Raw genomic sequence first — 15,647 nt, 5'->3', positions numbered from 1 at the left:
TACGTTCCCGTGCGAAATAAGGGGGAACCATGACGATCGCCGAATGGTGCGTCTTCGGGACGCTGATGCTCTCGCTGCTGACGATCGTATCGGTGAAGTGGACCGGCTTCCGCAGCTTCGACAATGCCAGGCCGCGCGATCCCGACTTCTACGACGATCCGATCCGCTCGCGGGCGCTCGGCGCGCACCAGAACGGCATCGAGGCCTTCCCGTTCTTCGCCTTCGCCGTGCTGCTCGCCGAATTCCGCGTCGGCCCGCTGCGGCTGATCGACGAGCTCGCGGTGCTGTTCCTGATCGTGCGGATCGCCTACGTCTTCACTTATATCGGCAACCGCCCGACGCTGCGCTCGATCCTCTGGAGCATCGGCTTCGCGATCAACATCGCAATCTTCCTGCTGCCGGCGATCAGGGGCTATCTGACGAGCTGAGCCGCGCAGCCTTGTTATCCGTCATCCTTGTTATCCGTCATCCTGAGGAGCCTGCGCTTGCGGGCGTCTCGAAGGATCGACGGCCCGGCTGGTGGCCGTCGACCCTTCGAGACGCGCTACGCGCTCCTCAGGGTGACGGATAACGGGACAGCGCCGGACTTAGGGACTTCAAAGGCACGTCGCCCGCTCGGCCGCGACGTAGCCGAACAGCAGCCCGAGCCCGAACAGCAGCACGAGGCCCGCGGCGGCGAATTCCAGGCCGCGCATGATGACCATGCCGCCGCCGTCGCGCGCCGCGCTCAGCCGCTCCGCGACGCCGCGCGCCGACACCGCGACGAGCGCGATCGCCGCCACCGTGATGGCGGTGCCGAGCCCCATCACGAAGGTCGCGGCGATGCCGGCCCAGAACAGGCCCTGCGCCAGCGCGAACACCAGCACCAGGATCGCGCCCGAGCATGGCCGGATCCCGACCGTGAGGATCGCACCTAAGCCGCGCCGCCAGCCGCCAGGACCGGCGAGCTCGGCCGGCGTCGGGCCGTGCGAATGGCCGCAATGCTCGTCATGGACGTGTTGCGCGTCATGACCGTGCTCGTGGCCATGGTCATGATGATGCCCGTGATCGTCATGCGCGTGACGATGATGGTGATCATGGCCGTGGTCGTGGTGATCGTGATCATGATGGTCGTGATCGTGCTGATGCGCGCCGGCCATCGCCAGCGCCGGGCGCGGCATCTGCAGCGCGCGGAAGAAGCCGCCGCCCTTGACCCAGACCAGCCGGGCGCCGAACGCCGCGATCAGCGCGTAGCTTGCGATCTCGATCGCCTTCTCCGCCCCGCACATGGTCTTCGCCGTCGCGTTGAGCAGCCAGGCGCAGACGCCCACGATGAGAACCGCGACCACCGACTGCATCAGCGCCGAGGCGAACGACAGCACGATGCCGCGCCGCGCGGTCTCTCGGTTGGCGACCATGTAGGATGAGATCACCGCCTTGCCGTGGCCGGGGCCGGCGGCATGGAAAATCCCGTAGGCAAAGGAGATCACGAGCAGCGTCCAGACCGCCGAACCGTCGGATTTCGCGGCGCGGATGGTCTGGGAAATCTCGCGGTAAAACTCCGACTGTTTGGCCAACAGCCAGCCGACCAGCCCGCCCTGCGGCTCTGCCGCACGCGGCGCACCGAACGGATTTTGCGCCAGCAGTGCATGAACGGCGCCGTCGAGCAGCGCAAATGCCGCCAGCACGGCAGCGGACACGGCGAGGCCGCGCGTCATGCGCGAGACGATCGGCGTCATGGGCATTCCACCGAGACCTTGTTGGCGAACATCATGCCGAAATTGCCGTTGCCGCCGTCGAGAAAGTTCTGCTCGCCGAGCTTCTGCGCTGCGGCGGTGCCGTCACTGTTCGGCCGTTCGAACTGCATCTTGCAGTCCGCCGCGGCGCCGACCAGCTTGACCGGCTCCTTCTCGGCATACTGGAAGTCGATGAAATAGGTCGGATCGAACACTTCGAGCGAGAGCTGCCTCGCCTTGAACGGCGTCTTCAGCGGCAAAGTGAAGTGCAGCGTCAGCGCCGAATCCTTGTATTCGAGGAAGTAGTCGACCGGCTCGGTGAACTTCTGCTTCTTGCCGTCGCCCTTGGCGAAGGTGAAGTAGGCGTATTCCTTCAGCGACTCGACGTTGGTCTGCGCCAGCGGCGCCAGCTCCTCGCGGCTGTAGGCGCCCTTCACCTTGGTCTCGATGCCCTGCAGCGCATAGGTCGAGAACATGTCGTCAAAGGTCCAGGCGTGGCGGACGGCGGTGATGGTGCCGTCGGGTGCGTAGATCAGTTCGCTCTTGGCGACGATCCAGACATGCGGATGGGCCTCGGCGGCCGCCGTACCGAGCACGACGGACACCGCAAGCACGAGCCATGCGATCAGGCGCTTCAACGACGGCCGCACCTTCAGGCCGCCTCAGGCGTCTCGAGCAGGCCGCGACGGCGCAAAAGCGCGTCCGGCTCGGGCTCGCGGCCGCGGAAGGCGACATAGGCCTCCTCCGGATCGCGCGAGCCGCCCGACGAATAGATGTCGTCATGCAGCCGCTTGGCGGTCGCCGGATCGAAGATGTCGCCGGCCTCCTCGAAGGCGCCGAAGGCATCGGCGTCCATCACCTCCGACCACATGTAGCTGTAGTAGCCGGAGGCATAGTGGTCGCCGGAGAAGATATGGCCGAACTGGGTCGGCCGGTGCCGCAGCGAGATTTCGGCGGGCATGCCGATCTTCTCCAGCTCCTTCTGTTCGAAGGCGCGGACGTCCCAGCTCGCCGCCGCCGGCTGGGTGTGGAATTCGAGGTCGACCAGCGCCGAGGAGACGAACTCCACGGTGGCAAAGCCCTGGTTGAACTTGCGCGCGGCGAGGAAGCGCTTGAGCAGATCGTCCGGCAGCGCCTCCCCGGTCTGGTAGTGGCGGGCGAAGCGCTGCAGCACCTCGGGCCGCTCCTGCCAGTGCTCATAGAGCTGCGAAGGCAGCTCGACGAAGTCGGTGAACACGCTGGTTCCGGACAGCGACGGATAGGTCACGTTGGACAGCATGCCGTGCAAGCCATGGCCGAACTCGTGGAACAGGGTCCGCGCATCGTCGGGCGACAGCAGCGACGGCGCGCCGTCGGCGCCCTTGGCGAAGTTGCAGACATTGATGACCAGCGGCGCGACGTCGCCGTCGAGCTTTTGCTGGTCGCGCAGCGAGGTCATCCAGGCGCCGGAGCGCTTCGAGGGCCGCGCGAAGTAGTCGCCGTAGAACAGCGCCTTGTGCTGGCCGTCGCGGCCCTTGACCTCCCAGACCCGGACATCTGGATGCCAGACCGGGACGTCCTTGCGTTCCTCGAAGGTGACGCCGAACAGGCGGGTGGCGCAGTCGAACGCGGCCTCGATCATGTGGTCGAGCACCAGATAGGGCTTGATTGCGGAATCGTCGAAATTGGCCCGGCGCTGGCGCAGCTTCTCGGCGTAGTAGCGCCAGTCCCAGGACGCCAAAGTGAAATTGCCGCCCTCCTCCGCGATCAGCGCCTGCAGCGCGTCGCGGTCGGCGAGCGCCCGGGCCCGCGCCGGCTTCCAGACCCGCTCCAGCAGGCCGCGCACGGCCTCCGGCGTCTTCGCCATGGAATCCTCGAGGCGGTAGGCGGCGTAGGTCGGGAAGCCCAGGATCTTGGCGGTCTCCTCGCGGAGTCTCAGGATCTCCACGATGGTCGCGTTGTTGTCGTTGGCGTTGCCATTGTCGCCGCGCGCCGTGAAGGCCTTGTAGACCTTCTCGCGCAGATCGCGCCGCGACGAGCTCTGCAGGAACGGTTCGACCGAGGAGCGCGACAGCGTCACGATCGCCTTGCCGGGCATGCCGCGTTCTTCCGCCGTAGCCTTGGCAGCCGCCACAAATGTGTCGGAGAGGCCGGCGCGGTCGCCCTCGCCGAGCTCCATGAACCACTCCTGCTCGTCGCCGAGCAGATGGTGGCTGAACGAGGTGCCGAGATGGGCGAGGCGCTCGTTGATCTCGGCCATGCGGGCCTTTGCCGCATCGTCGAGCCCGGCGCCGGAGCGGCGGAAGCGGGTGTAGGTGCGCTCCAGCAGCCGCATCTGCTCGCCGGTCAGGCCGAGGGAGGCGCGCTTCTCATGCAGCATGGCGATGCGGCCAAACAGCACAGCGTTCATCATGATCGGATTCCAGTGCCGCGCCATCCGGGGCGACACCTCCTTGTCGATCTCCAGGATCGCCGGGCTCGAATGCGCCGAGACCAGGTCGTAGAACACCGCCGCGACCTTCGACAGCAGCTTGCCGGAGCGCTCCAGCGCGGTGATGGTGTTGTCGAAGTCGGGCAGCGCCGGATCGTGGGTGATCGCAGCCACTTCCGCAGAATGATCTGCGAAAGCCTGCTCGAAAGCGGGGAGGAAATGCTCCGGCTTGATCTCGGCGAAGGGCGGCGTCTCGAGCGGCGTCCGCCATGCCTTCAGGAGGGGGTTGGCAAGGGCCTGAGCCTTGGCGTCTGCGCTGGTTCCTGACATCGAATGTCCCGTTTTTCGCCTTGAAAATGCTGCCCAACCTATATCACGCGATACGGCATTTTTGGGCCTTTTGCGCTTGATAGATGGGCACTTTTCGGAGAGATTGCGCCCCCTGAACAGGACCTATTCCATGACCATGCAGCCCTCCACCTCAGCCAACCGCACCATCGCCTGGCCGAGCGTCATCACCGTGATCTCGGCGGCGATCCTGATCGGCGCGGAAGTGTTCGGCGCGGCGTTCGCCGGCGGTTGGGCGCTCGCGATCCTGCTCGGGCTCGACGATGTCGCCGCGCACATCCTGCAGGCGGTGCTGTTCGGCATCGGCGTCTTGATCATGATCGCCTTCATCCGCGCAGCTCAACGCGTCGAGCCGTTCACGCGTCGCGCGTGAGCTTGAGCGATTCAAGAAAGCACTGCGGCACAGGGCTAAAACGCACACACGCTTCGTTAGTCATTCTTAACAGCCGTTCATCTTCAGCGCCTCCGACGCGTGCTGCGCGCGACATCGCAAGCACGCGTTAGGGAAATTTGTCGCTATCGCAAAAAAATTCTTGCGCCGCGAAGTCAAAAGACTTATTTCCTGCCTTGCCCAATTTCGCACGTGCCTGTGGTCGTGTGTCAGTCGGTAGGTATCCGGACAAGAGGCCGGACAGCCGCCAAGGGGTGGAAGAACCGAGGGTCGCTTACGTCCATCAGGACACGAGGCGGCCAGCCTCTCTCTCCAGGGATGCCGTTGAAGGTCTCACCACTCTTTGCAACCGTGACTGGCAGCCGGAGGCGAACCGGCGCACCCCGCTCTCAACGGGGGACGCGACTTAAAGCAACGACGGATCGGGCTTTTTTGGTCTCTACCGGCGGTCCAACGCCGGCCCGGGCTACTGAAAAGGCTTGTCCTTCATTGCCAGGTGATCGGGCGGGAAACTCTCCCAACCAATCCACGGCAGCACAGTCTGGTTTGAGTCTCTTGGCCTCAACGCGCCTCCATCGCGCGATGTGGCCGAAGCGCTCTTACCCGACGTCACGTTGATGCGGATCCCGTCGCTGGGACCGTTGGAGAGTGCCATGACTGAACGCATCCAGGAATTCCTGCGCCATCGCCGCCAGGATGGACTCGACACCGAGCCGTGCCTCGTCGTCGACCTCGAAGTCGTGCGCGACAACTACCAGACCTTCGCCAAGGCGCTGCCGGACAGCCGCGTGTTCTACGCGGTGAAGGCCAATCCTGCGCCCGAAGTGCTGTCGCTGCTGGCCTCGCTCGGCTCCTGCTTCGACACCGCGACCGTCGCGGAGATCGAGATGGCGCTGGCCGCCGGTGCGACGCCGGACCGCATCTCCTATGGCAACACGATCAAGAAGGAGCGCGACATCGCGCGTGCCTTCGCGCTCGGCATTCGCCTGTTCGCGGTCGACTGCGCCGCCGAGGTCGAGAAGGTCGCCCGCGCCGCCCCCGGCGCCAAGGTGTTCTGCCGCATCCTCTATGACTGCGCCGGCGCCGAGTGGCCGCTGTCGCGCAAGTTCGGCTGCGACCCGGAGATGGCGGTCGAGGTGCTCGACCTCGCCAAGCGCCTGGGTCTGGAGCCGTGCGGCATCTCGTTCCATGTCGGTTCGCAGCAACGCAAGGTGAAGGCGTGGGACCGCGCGCTCGCGATGGCGTCGACGGTGTTCCGTGACTGCGCCGAGCGCGGGATCAACCTGACCATGGTCAACATGGGCGGCGGCTTCCCGACCAAGTACCTCAAGGACGTTCCGCCGGTCGTGCAATATGGCCGGTCGATCTTCCGCGCGCTGCGCAAGCATTTCGGCAACCAGATCCCGGAGACGATCATCGAGCCGGGCCGCGGCATGGTCGGCAATGCCGGAATCATCGAGACCGAAGTCGTTCTGATCTCGAAGAAGAGCGACGAGGACGAGGTGCGCTGGGTCTATCTCGACATCGGCAAGTTCGGCGGTCTCGCCGAGACGATGGACGAGTCGATCCGGTACGCCATCCGCACCCCGCATGACGGGGCCGACATGACGCCGTGCGTGCTCGCGGGCCCGACCTGCGACAGCGCCGACGTGCTGTACGAGAAGCTGCCGTATCCGCTCCCGGTGACGCTCGAGATCGGCGACAAGCTGCTGATCGAAGGCACCGGCGCCTATACGTCGACCTACTCGTCGGTGGCGTTCAACGGCATTCCGCCGCTGAAGACCTACCACATCTGACCTGCCTCCCGATCGAGGCCCGACAAACCGGGAGCCGGCCGCGCCGGCTCCTTCCCGATCATTTTGGTTTTCTGAACGACGCTTGCCGCGGCGTACGACATGCCGTTGCAAGCGGGGACTGACGTGCCATGACTGCAAGACGGAACACCCCCGTTGCCCTCATCCGAGATGCCGCCCCGTTCGCGATCCGTGCGGAGCGTGGCTCGGACGTCGTCGCACGCGAAGCGCTGCTGGATGCCTGCTTTGGCCCGAATCGCCAAACGCGCACCTGCCAGCGCCTGCGCGACGGACGCGCGCCCGCCGAAGGCCTGAGCCTTGCGGCCGTGCGCCAGGACGGCCGGCTGGTTGGAACCGTGCGGTTGTGGCACGTCAGCGCGGGGGGCCGCAGCGCGCTGATGCTGGGGCCGCTGGCAGTCGACGACGACTGCCGTGGCCTCGGCGTCGGCGCCGCGCTGATGCAGCGTGCGCTGGCGGTCGCCAAGGCGCGCGGCCACGGCGCCCTGATCCTGCTTGGCGATGCGCCCTACTACGCCCGCTTCGGCTTCACCGCCGCCAAGACCGGCGAGCTGTCTTTGCCTGGCACGTTCGAGCGCGAGCGGCTGCTCGGCCTCGAGCTTGTCGCAGGCGCGCTGGACGGCGCCTGGGGCATGATCACGCCGACCGGCGCGCCGCTGCCCGAGGCCAAGGCATCGCGGACGCGATCCCGGAACCGGAAGGCACCGCTCGCCGTGCCGCACGCGGCATAAGGCGGGCCGTCATGTCGGAGCACATTCCCATCACCGATGGCGCGCGCCCGCGTTGGCGCGGCCTCGTCACCACGGTCATGCTGATCCTGATCTCGGTGATGATAGTCAGGGATATCCTGGTCCGGCGCTGGACCGGCACGCCGCCATCGCCGCCCGACACCACGCTGCAGTCCCGCTAACGCCGGCCGCGCCAGGCCTGAACCAAGGGGTTGCGCGGGCGGCAAAAATGCCCGTAAACCCCGCGCAAAGCCATTTTCAGTCGAGGTCCAGATGTCTCGCCGCCTGATTTCCACCGGCTCGCCCTTTGAGAAGACCGCCGGCTACAGCCGTGCCGTGATCGACGGCGACTTCGCCTTCGTCGCGGGAACCACCGGCTATGACTACGCCACGATGACCATGCCGTCAGATGTCACGAGCCAGTCACGGAACTGCTTCAAGACCATCGAGGCCGCCCTCAAGGAGGGAGGCTTTGCGATGGCCGACATCGTCCGCGCGACCTACTACCTCACCGACGCCCGTGACGTGGATGCCCATTTCACGGTCTGCGGCGAGGTCCTCGGCGACATCCGCCCGGCCGCAACGATGCTGATCGTCGCGGGGCTCTACAAGCCCGAGATGAAGGTCGAGATCGAAGTCACCGCGAAGCGTCGCAACCCCTGATCCACTCTATCCGCCGCTAGGCACTCTCCTGGAGAAAATGATGAGCCCCGCCTCGCAGATCTACGCGAAGATCACAGGTCCCATTGTCATGATCGGCTTCGGCTCGATCGGCAAAGGCACGCTGCCTTTGATCGAGCGGCATCTCGATTACGACAAGTCACGCGTCACCGTGATCGACCCCAAGGACGAGGGCCGCAAGGCGCATTGCGAGAAGCACAACGTCAAATTCATCCAGAAGGCCGTGACCAGGGACAATTATCGCGACCTGCTGAGCCCGCTGCTCACTGAAGGCGGTGGCCAGGGCTTTTGCGTCAATCTGTCGGTCGATACCGGCTCGACCGACATCATGGAGCTCTGCAACGAACTCGGCGCTCTCTATATCGACACCGTCAACGAGCCCTGGCTCGGCTTTTATTTCGATTCGTCGAAGGGGCCGGAAGCGCGCTCCAACTACGCGCTTCGCGAAGTGACGCTGGCGGCCAAGAAGGCGCGCCCCGCGGGCTCGACGACGGCCGTCTCCTGCTGTGGCGCCAATCCCGGCATGGTCTCGTTCTTCGTCAAGCAGGCGCTGCTCAATGTCGCCGCGGATCTGAAGCTCAATGCCCCGAAGCCGAAGACCAAGGCCGAATGGGCGGACTTGATGCGACAGGCCGGCGTGAAGGGCATCCACATCGCCGAACGCGACACCCAGCGCTCCAAGTCGCCGAAAGAGCCTGACGTCTTCGTCAACACCTGGTCGGTGGAAGGCTTCCTGTCGGAAGGCGTGCAGCCGTCCGAACTCGGTTGGGGCACCCATGAGAAATGGATGCCCGAGAATGCGCATACCCACAAAGCCGGCTGCGGTGCAGCCATCTATCTGATGCAGCCCGGCGCCAACACGCGCGTGCGCACCTGGTGCCCGACCCGCGGCGCGCAGTATGGCTTTCTCGTCACCCACAACGAGTCGATCTCGATCGCCGATTACTTCACGGTGCGTGACGCATCGGGCACGGCGATCTATCGGCCGACCTGCCACTATGCCTATCACCCGGCCGACGACGCCGTGCTGTCGCTGCATGAAATGTTCGGCCGCGCAGCGAAGATGCAGGAGAAGCACCACATCCTCGATGAGAACGAAATCGTCGACGGCATTGACGAGCTCGGCGTTCTGCTGTTCGGCCATGACAACAATGCCTACTGGTACGGCTCGCAGCTCTCCATCGAGGAGACCCGCAAGCTCGCGCCCTATCAGAACGCCACCGGCCTGCAGGTGACGTCCGCCGTGCTCGGCGGCATGGTGTGGGCGCTGGAAAACCCGAACGAAGGCATCGTCGAGGCCGACGAGATGGACTTCGATCGTCTGCTGGAAATCCAGCTGCCGTATCTCGGCCCGGTGAAGGGCTTCTACACCGACTGGACCCCGCTGACGGATCGTCCGGGACTGTTTCCGGAAGATATCGACACCAGCGATCCCTGGCAGTTCAAGAATATTCTGGTGCGCTGACCCGAAGGGTCATCCCGGGATGCGCGCTTCGGCGCGCAGACCCGGGATCTCGAGATAGTTGCGGGAGATTCTCCGGTGCGCGAGTGCGCACCGTCGTTCATCGCCACCACGATCTCCGGAATGACTTCGTCATCTCGCCATGTAGTCGAACGCGACCGAGCCGAGGCCGAGCGTCAGGTCCGCCTTGAAATGCAGCGCCGAGACCACCTCGCGCACCGGCAGGCGGGCGACGTCGCACAGCGCGTGCGGAAACAGCCCGAGCGCCGCGGGACCGGTCCAGGCCTCCTTCAGCGTGATATCTTCCAGATGAAACCGCACCAGCTCGCAGATCCGCGGGCTGCCGTCGACATGCGGGATAATTTTCAGAATGAAGTTCGGCGCTGTCATCGATTTCAGCACGGTGTCGAGGTCGACCTTGCGGTGCTTGTAGCCCATGGTGGCGGAAGCGCAGAGCACCGAGCCGTAATGCAGCGAGCCGACCAGCACGTCGCTCTCGACCTCGATCCTGGGCTTTGCCAGCTTCTTCGGAAATCCCCACAGCTCGCGGCCGCCAGCGATCGGCCCCTCGTCGTCGAGATACATCGCCTGGGTGTAGGCCCCCTCCTCGCCCCTGAAGCGAACCGGGATCACCTGCCCGGTCTCGGTGTAGTCGCCGAAGCCGGTCGAGTCCGGCATGCGGATGAACTCGTACTTCACCACCGGCTCGGCGACCTCGAGCGGCTCCGGCACCACGGCGGCGAGCGCTTCCGGGTCGGTCTTGTAGGTGATGATGAAATATTCGCGGTCGAAGAACCGGTAGGGCCCCGGCGGAAACGACGGGTTGGTGAGCGGCATCGAATAGGCGGTGCGCCGGACGTCCTCGATCTTCATGGCAGGCCCCATCTGTCGTTGGCGAGACGACAGATTATGGAGGGCGCCGGCGGCGGAGGCGAGACCGTATAATCGGCAGCATCCGTCAAATCCGCGTCACAATGCGAGCCTGCGGCGCGCTTACTTTTTCTCGATCGGCGGCGCGGTCTTCTCCGCGGGCGCGGGCGGCAGTACCGGCTTGGCGCCGGACTTCTGTGCTTCATCGTCGGGACGCGCGGGCTGCGGCGCCGGCGTGGTCGGCCGGTCGCCGCCCGGCTTCGATTCGGCCGGCGGCGCGGTTTTCTGCGGCTCGGGCGTCGGCGTCGGTTGCAGCGGCTGGGTCGCCTGCGCGATCTCCTGCGGTGGGGCGGCATTGATCGCGTGCAGCGAAAGCACCGCGATCGCAACGCCCGCCGCCACCAACGTCGAGGCGATCAGCATGTCGATTCGCAACCTGGTCCGATCCGCAGCCATCTCGTTCACCTGCGCCTTGTCCGCGAGGTCAACGATCCTGCCACGGCATGGTTCCGAAGCGGCGCCTGCGGGAACCTCGGCTCAATCCGTGGTGCTGACCTCCCAGGTCGCGTGCCGCACGCCGGGTTGATGCTGCAGGTCGACCACCACCGCGTTCAATTCGTTGGGCTCGACCGCGGTCGAGACCAGTGTCGCCACGATCTCGAGAAAGTCGTCGCCGGCCTCGACCACGTCGACATCGGCGACCGGATAGTTCGCTGCTTCCAGCTTCTCGACCAGGCGGTCGCGCATGTCGGGCAATGCCTCGGGAGTCACCGCGAGCTTGAAATAGTAGGTCGCCTCCGAGGCCTTCTCGTTCAGCGGGATGCGGTTGATGGCGTTGACCAGCGGACGCAGCAGCGTGTTGCCGGCGATCACGAACACGGTCAGCGCCGCCGCCTGCGCCACGAGGTCAGCACCGGCGCAGGAGCCGACCGCGGCCGAGGCCCACAGCGTGGCCGCGGTGTTGAGGCCGCGCACGTCCATGCCCTGCTTCATGATGACGCCGGCGCCGAGGAAGCCGATCCCCGACACCACATAGGCGATCACCCGCACCGCGCCGTCGGAGCCGGCCAGATGCATCGCGAGGTCGACGAAGGCGGCGGCGCCGACCGCGACCAGTACATTGGTGCGCAGCCCCGCGGTGCGCTGCCGGTACTGCCGCTCGGCGCCGATCAGGGTGCCGAGCACAAAGGCCGTGGTCAGGCTGACCAGCGTGTCGATGAAGTCGGCGAGCTGGAACGTGGTGAGAAATCGCATGACGCTGCGGCCCCGGCGCGAGCTTCGTCTTTTGACGCGTCTTCTTCACGCGAACCGGTACCCACTTCGCTCGAAAACGCTTCGTCTGCCGCGATCTCTTACATTTCCACGATGCCCGCGTCACCATCTTCCGTGCCGAAGGCGAGCAGCGTGCCCTTGGCATTCCATCCGAGCGCCGACACCGCCGTGCCGGCGTTCCGGCGCACCAGGATCTCGGCGCCGTCCTCTAGGCGGACCATCAGCACGGTGCCGTCGGCATAGCCGACCGCCATGATGTCGTTCTTCGGATGGCAGGCGACCACCGCGACCCGCGCCGGCATCGGCGCCAGCATCGCCGGCTCCTTGCCCATCGGGCCGTCCTTGCTGGTGAACGGCCAGACGATCACGGTATCGGCGCCCGAGGTTGCGAGCCCCTTGCCGCCGACGCTCCATGACATCGAGCGGACGCGGCCGGGATAGCCGCTCATCCGCATGTGCCTGTTGTCGGCGAGCCGCCAGCCATGCATCGCCGGCTCGTGCATCGCGGTGACGAGGAATTTGTTGTCCGGGCTGAACATGACGGCGAGATGCGAGCCGGCCCATTCCAGAAACTCCGGATTGGCCGCCATGTTGGGAAACCACAACGTCACGCCATTGTAATGCGCGATCGCAAGCCGCAGGCCCTTCGGCGCAAAGGCAAGTCCGCCGACGGTCGACGGCACCTCGAAGGTTTTCTCTTCGCCCTTGGGATTGCGCACAAAGGCGGTCTTGCCCGCCGACCATGCCACGGTGCCGTCGCTGTGCAGCGCGACATTGTCGATCCAGCGCCGCTTGGCGTCGGTCGCAATGACAGAGGTCTCGCCCTTGGCATCGATCGCGATCAGCTTGCCGTCGTCACCGCCGGTGACGAGCCGCTTGCCGTCGGAGGCGGCGCACAGGATGGCACCGAAATGCGTCTCCGTCCGAGTGATCTCGCCGTCGGCGGTCGCGATCGCAACACCCTCCTCGGCGCCGACGAAGAACGCGCGGTCGCCGAGGAAATGCACGGACCCCACCGCCGCGCCGAGCGGCAGCGGCTTGACGCGGTCGGTGATCGAAACGATGGAAGAAGGGGCCTCGCCCGGATCGAACTCTTTCATCACGTGGTGATGCACTGCTCGAAGCCGTCGCGGATCGCCTGCTCGGGCAGTTCGCGACCGATGAACACGACGCGGCTCTCGCGCTTCTCGCCGTCCTTCCATTTCCGCTGATGGTCGCCCTCCAGCATCATGTGGACGCCCTGGAACACATAGCGGTCGTCATCGCCGGTGAAGGCGAGGATGCCCTTCGAGCGCAGGATCTTCTGGCCCTCGGTGGCGACGAGCTGCTGCAGCCAGGGCATGAACTTGGTCGGGTCGAGCGGCTTCTCCGAACGCAGCGACAGCGACTGCATGTCCTCGTCGTGATAATGCTTCAACCCGCCATGGCCATTGTCGTGATCATGGTGGTGATGATCATGGTCATGGTGATGATGATCGTGATCATGGTCGTGATCGTCGCCGGCCTCGAGGAAATCGGGCTCGATCTCCAGGATGCGGTCGAGATCGAACGCGCCGCGCTCCAGCACATCGGTCAGCCCGACCTGGCAACGCTCGGTGCGGTGCAGCTTGGCATAGGGATTGATGCCGCGGATGCGGGCTTCGACCTCGGCGAGCTCGGGCTTGGAGACCAGGTCGGTCTTGTTCAGCACGATGACGTCGGCGAACGCGATCTGGTTCTTGGCTTCCGGCGCGTCCTTGAGGCGGTCGCTCAGCCATTTGGCGTCGGCGACGGTCACGACCGCGTCGAGCCGGGCGTTCTTCTGCACGTCCTCGTCGACGAAGAAGGTCTGCGCGACCGGCGCCGGATCGGCAAGGCCGGTGGTCTCGACGATGATGGCGTCGAACTTGCCCTTGCGCTTCATCAGGCCGTCCATGATGCGGACGAGGTCGCCGCGCACCGTGCAGCAGACGCAGCCATTGTTCATCTCGAACACTTCCTCATCGGCGCCGATGATGAGGTCGTTGTCGATGCCGATCTCGCCGAATTCGTTGACGATGACGGCGTATTTCTTGCCGTGGTTTTCCGACAGGATGCGGTTCAACAGCGTGGTCTTGCCGGCGCCGAGATAGCCTGTCAGCACGGTCACAGGAATTTTTTGCGAAGCTTCAGCCATAACAACTCCGAAGGAACTTGGATCACGGCACTCAGCCCGGCAGGGAGGCCCCTGCCCTACTCGGCGAGCGCGCTGGTCAGGGCCTTTATATTGTGCCTGACCATATCAATGTAAGTGGGTGCATCGCCCTTTTCGGCCGTCAAACCGTCCGAATACAGGGTGCCGCCGACCCGGGCGCCGGTCTCGGCCGCGATCCGCTCGATCAGGCGGGGATCGCTGATATTTTCGAGAAAAACTGCCGGAATTTTCGCAAGCTTGATCTGGGCGATGATTGCGGCGATATCGCGCGCGCTGGGCTCGGAATCGGTGGACACGCTGAGCGGCGAGAAGAACGTGACCCCGTAGGCATCGGCGAAATAGCCGAAGGCGCCATGGGTCGAGATCACCTTGCGCCGCGCCTCCGGCACTTTCGCCACCGCCTCGTGCACCTCGCGGTCGAGCGCCTCGAGCTTGGCAAGATAGGCGTCGGCATTGGCCTTGAAGATGGCTGCCTGGTCGGGGGCCGCGGCGATCAAACCGTCGCGAATATTGACGACATAGATCTTCGCATTGGCCACGGATTGCCAGGCATGCGGATCGTCATGGCCGCCCATTTTCCGTGGCATGATCCCCTTGGTCGCCACCGCGACCAACGCCTTGCTGCCCGAAGCCTGCAGCAGCCGCGGCATCCAGCCTTCGAAGCCGAGGCCGTTGATGACCACGAGCTTGGCGTCGGCGACCTTCCTGGCATCAGCCGGCGTCGGCGCGTAGACATGGGCATCGCCGTCGGGCCCGACCAGCGCCGTCACGTCGACATTATTACCGCCGACGTTGCGCACCATGTCGGCGAGGATCGAGAAGCTCGCGACGACGTTGATGCGCTCCGCGGCGCGCGCCGGTCCGCTCGCCAGCAGCAGCGCCAGACCAATCAAGCCGAACAATCGCCGCATCGTACTCACGCCTCGAGATGGCGGCCGGGAAACAGCTGCCGCACCAGGCCGCTGACATTGCCGAACAGCAGCGACACAATATAGAGCCCCGCCGCGACCAGGATGATCGCGGGACCGGAGGGAATCCGGGTCTGGTACGACAGCACCAGCCCGGCATAGCCCGACAGCATCGCGCTCGCCACCGCGATGCAGATCATGGTGGTGATGTCGCGCGACCAGAACCGCGCGATGCCCGCGGGCAGGATCATCAGCCCGACGCCGAGCAGCGTGCCGAGCGCATGGAAGCCGTTGACGAGGTTGACCACGACGAGCGCGAGGAAGGCGAGATGCGCCGGCGCGCCGGCCCGGCTCACGGTGCGCAGAAAGACCGGATCGACGCATTCGATCACCAGCGGGCGATAGATCACCGCGAGCACCAGGAGCGTGAGGGTGGCGTTGAACGCGATCACCAGCAGCGTCTGGTCGTCCATCGCCAGGATGTTGCCGAACAGCACATGCAGCAGGTCGATATTGGTGCCCTTGATCGAAACAATCGTGACGCCGAGCGCGAGCGAGACGAGATAGAAGGTCGCGAGCGAGGCGTCCTCCTTCAGCTCGGTGGTGCGGGCGACGAGGCCGGCGAGCAGCGCCACGGCAAAGCCGGCGATCAGGCCGCCGGTCGTCATCGCGAACAGGTTGAGCCCGGACAGCAGGAAGCCGATCGCCGCTCCCGGCAGGATCGCATGCGCCATGGCGTCGCCGACCAGGCTCATCCGCCGCAGCATCAGGAACACGCCGATCGGCGCACCGCCGAGCGACAGTGCGATCACGGCCGCCAGCGCGCGGCGCATGAACTCGAATTCGGTGAAGGGCGTGACCAGCGCGTCGGATAGCAT

General features: G+C 65.4%; 17 protein-coding genes. 7 read left to right on the top strand and 10 right to left on the bottom strand.

Annotation, left to right across the window (positions count from 1 at the left end; genetic code table 11):
* Positions 1–29: 29 nt before the first annotated feature.
* Entirely contained in the window at positions 30–428 is a 399-nt protein-coding gene (locus XI02_RS07630; RefSeq protein WP_016842609.1) for an MAPEG family protein, read from the top strand.
* Positions 429–596: 168 nt separating this feature from the next.
* Here the strand turns inward: XI02_RS07630 and XI02_RS07625 are convergent, their stop codons facing one another.
* From XI02_RS07625 to XI02_RS07615, 3 genes are read right to left on the bottom strand one after another with little or no spacing between them, the layout of a single operon-like run.
* The gene (locus tag XI02_RS07625) at positions 597–1,724 is read right to left on the bottom strand and encodes a nickel/cobalt transporter (RefSeq protein WP_172648664.1); all 1,128 of its coding nucleotides are present in this window, start codon (positions 1,722–1,724) and stop codon (positions 597–599) included.
* Entirely contained in the window at positions 1,715–2,353 is a 639-nt protein-coding gene (locus XI02_RS07620; protein WP_172649258.1) for a DUF1007 family protein, read from the bottom strand. The genes XI02_RS07625 and XI02_RS07620 overlap by 10 nt, the downstream gene beginning before the upstream one ends.
* A gap of 14 nt (positions 2,354–2,367) precedes the next feature.
* Positions 2,368–4,455 (bottom strand): M3 family metallopeptidase, encoded by a 2,088-nt coding sequence (locus tag XI02_RS07615; protein ID WP_172648665.1) that lies wholly within the window; start codon positions 4,453–4,455, stop codon positions 2,368–2,370.
* Between the two features lie 130 nt (positions 4,456–4,585).
* Between XI02_RS07615 and XI02_RS07610 the strand changes: the two genes are divergently transcribed.
* From XI02_RS07610 to XI02_RS07585, 6 genes are all read left to right on the top strand, one after another.
* Positions 4,586–4,846 carry a hypothetical protein gene (locus XI02_RS07610; RefSeq protein WP_172648666.1) on the top strand — a complete coding sequence of 87 codons (261 nt, stop codon included), beginning with the start codon at positions 4,586–4,588 and terminating at the stop codon, positions 4,844–4,846.
* Positions 4,847–5,517: 671 nt separating this feature from the next.
* Positions 5,518–6,660: a type III PLP-dependent enzyme gene (locus tag XI02_RS07605; RefSeq protein ID WP_172648667.1), complete on the top strand. Its 1,143-nt coding sequence runs from the start codon at positions 5,518–5,520 to the stop codon at positions 6,658–6,660.
* A gap of 128 nt (positions 6,661–6,788) precedes the next feature.
* The gene (locus XI02_RS07600; protein WP_194483383.1) at positions 6,789–7,406 is read left to right on the top strand and encodes a GNAT family N-acetyltransferase; all 618 of its coding nucleotides are present in this window, start codon (positions 6,789–6,791) and stop codon (positions 7,404–7,406) included.
* 11 nt (positions 7,407–7,417) lie between these two features.
* Complete coding sequence (locus tag XI02_RS07595; RefSeq protein WP_172648668.1) at positions 7,418–7,585, top strand: hypothetical protein; 168 nt, start codon at positions 7,418–7,420, stop codon at positions 7,583–7,585.
* A 91-nt stretch (positions 7,586–7,676) separates the two neighbouring features.
* Positions 7,677–8,066 (top strand): RidA family protein, encoded by a 390-nt coding sequence (locus XI02_RS07590; protein WP_069275929.1) that lies wholly within the window; start codon positions 7,677–7,679, stop codon positions 8,064–8,066.
* Between the two features lie 40 nt (positions 8,067–8,106).
* On the top strand, positions 8,107–9,549 hold the full coding sequence (locus XI02_RS07585) for a homospermidine synthase (RefSeq protein WP_172649259.1): 1,443 nt from the start codon (positions 8,107–8,109) through the stop codon (positions 9,547–9,549).
* A 129-nt stretch (positions 9,550–9,678) separates the two neighbouring features.
* Here XI02_RS07585 and XI02_RS07580 read toward each other — a convergent pair whose 3' ends face one another.
* The 7 genes from XI02_RS07580 to XI02_RS07550 all read right to left on the bottom strand — a co-directional run bounded on the left by XI02_RS07580 (position 9,679) and on the right by XI02_RS07550 (position 15,647).
* Positions 9,679–10,419, bottom strand: a complete 741-nt coding sequence (locus XI02_RS07580) for an acetoacetate decarboxylase (RefSeq protein WP_016842596.1) — start codon at positions 10,417–10,419, stop codon at positions 9,679–9,681.
* A 120-nt stretch (positions 10,420–10,539) separates the two neighbouring features.
* A complete protein-coding gene (locus tag XI02_RS07575) occupies positions 10,540–10,872 on the bottom strand; it encodes a hypothetical protein (protein WP_018269701.1) in 333 nt (110 codons plus the stop codon).
* 81 nt (positions 10,873–10,953) lie between these two features.
* On the bottom strand, positions 10,954–11,670 hold the full coding sequence (locus XI02_RS07570) for an MgtC/SapB family protein (RefSeq protein ID WP_069275927.1): 717 nt from the start codon (positions 11,668–11,670) through the stop codon (positions 10,954–10,956).
* Positions 11,671–11,768: 98 nt separating this feature from the next.
* Entirely contained in the window at positions 11,769–12,788 is a 1,020-nt protein-coding gene (locus tag XI02_RS07565; RefSeq protein WP_069275926.1) for a WD40 repeat domain-containing protein, read from the bottom strand.
* Entirely contained in the window at positions 12,788–13,843 is a 1,056-nt protein-coding gene (locus tag XI02_RS07560) for a GTP-binding protein (RefSeq protein WP_069275925.1), read from the bottom strand. The genes XI02_RS07565 and XI02_RS07560 overlap by 1 nt, the downstream gene beginning before the upstream one ends.
* 56 nt (positions 13,844–13,899) lie before the next feature.
* Positions 13,900–14,772: a metal ABC transporter substrate-binding protein gene (locus tag XI02_RS07555; protein ID WP_016842590.1), complete on the bottom strand. Its 873-nt coding sequence runs from the start codon at positions 14,770–14,772 to the stop codon at positions 13,900–13,902.
* A gap of 5 nt (positions 14,773–14,777) precedes the next feature.
* Complete coding sequence (locus XI02_RS07550) at positions 14,778–15,647, bottom strand: metal ABC transporter permease (protein ID WP_016842589.1); 870 nt, start codon at positions 15,645–15,647, stop codon at positions 14,778–14,780.

Origin of the sequence: Bradyrhizobium sp. CCBAU 21365, assembly GCF_015291305.1 — a bacterium.
Lineage (GTDB): Bacteria > Pseudomonadota > Alphaproteobacteria > Rhizobiales > Xanthobacteraceae > Bradyrhizobium > Bradyrhizobium elkanii.
Note: the sequence above shows the minus strand (reverse complement) of the source record. Positions and strands in the feature narration are given on the sequence as shown.

Bases quoted from the DNA above. Each gene is read 5' to 3' on its own strand.
- XI02_RS07630 (WP_016842609.1), top strand. From the start codon at position 30: ATGACGATCGCCGAATGGTGCGTCTTCGGGACGCTGATGCTCTCGCTG.
- XI02_RS07625 (WP_172648664.1), bottom strand. From the start codon at position 1,724: ATGCCCATGACGCCGATCGTCTCGCGCATGACGCGCGGCCTCGCCGTG.
- XI02_RS07615 (WP_172648665.1), bottom strand. From the start codon at position 4,455: ATGTCAGGAACCAGCGCAGACGCCAAGGCTCAGGCCCTTGCCAACCCC.
- XI02_RS07610 (WP_172648666.1), top strand. From the start codon at position 4,586: ATGACCATGCAGCCCTCCACCTCAGCCAACCGCACCATCGCCTGGCCG.
- XI02_RS07605 (WP_172648667.1), top strand. From the start codon at position 5,518: ATGACTGAACGCATCCAGGAATTCCTGCGCCATCGCCGCCAGGATGGA.
- XI02_RS07600 (WP_194483383.1), top strand. From the start codon at position 6,789: ATGACTGCAAGACGGAACACCCCCGTTGCCCTCATCCGAGATGCCGCC.
- XI02_RS07595 (WP_172648668.1), top strand. From the start codon at position 7,418: ATGTCGGAGCACATTCCCATCACCGATGGCGCGCGCCCGCGTTGGCGC.
- XI02_RS07590 (WP_069275929.1), top strand. From the start codon at position 7,677: ATGTCTCGCCGCCTGATTTCCACCGGCTCGCCCTTTGAGAAGACCGCC.
- XI02_RS07585 (WP_172649259.1), top strand. From the start codon at position 8,107: ATGAGCCCCGCCTCGCAGATCTACGCGAAGATCACAGGTCCCATTGTC.
- XI02_RS07580 (WP_016842596.1), bottom strand. From the start codon at position 10,419: ATGAAGATCGAGGACGTCCGGCGCACCGCCTATTCGATGCCGCTCACC.
- XI02_RS07575 (WP_018269701.1), bottom strand. From the start codon at position 10,872: ATGGCTGCGGATCGGACCAGGTTGCGAATCGACATGCTGATCGCCTCG.
- XI02_RS07570 (WP_069275927.1), bottom strand. From the start codon at position 11,670: ATGCGATTTCTCACCACGTTCCAGCTCGCCGACTTCATCGACACGCTG.
- XI02_RS07565 (WP_069275926.1), bottom strand. From the start codon at position 12,788: ATGAAAGAGTTCGATCCGGGCGAGGCCCCTTCTTCCATCGTTTCGATC.
- XI02_RS07560 (WP_069275925.1), bottom strand. From the start codon at position 13,843: ATGGCTGAAGCTTCGCAAAAAATTCCTGTGACCGTGCTGACAGGCTAT.
- XI02_RS07555 (WP_016842590.1), bottom strand. From the start codon at position 14,772: ATGCGGCGATTGTTCGGCTTGATTGGTCTGGCGCTGCTGCTGGCGAGC.
- XI02_RS07550 (WP_016842589.1), bottom strand. From the start codon at position 15,647: ATGCTATCCGACGCGCTGGTCACGCCCTTCACCGAATTCGAGTTCATG.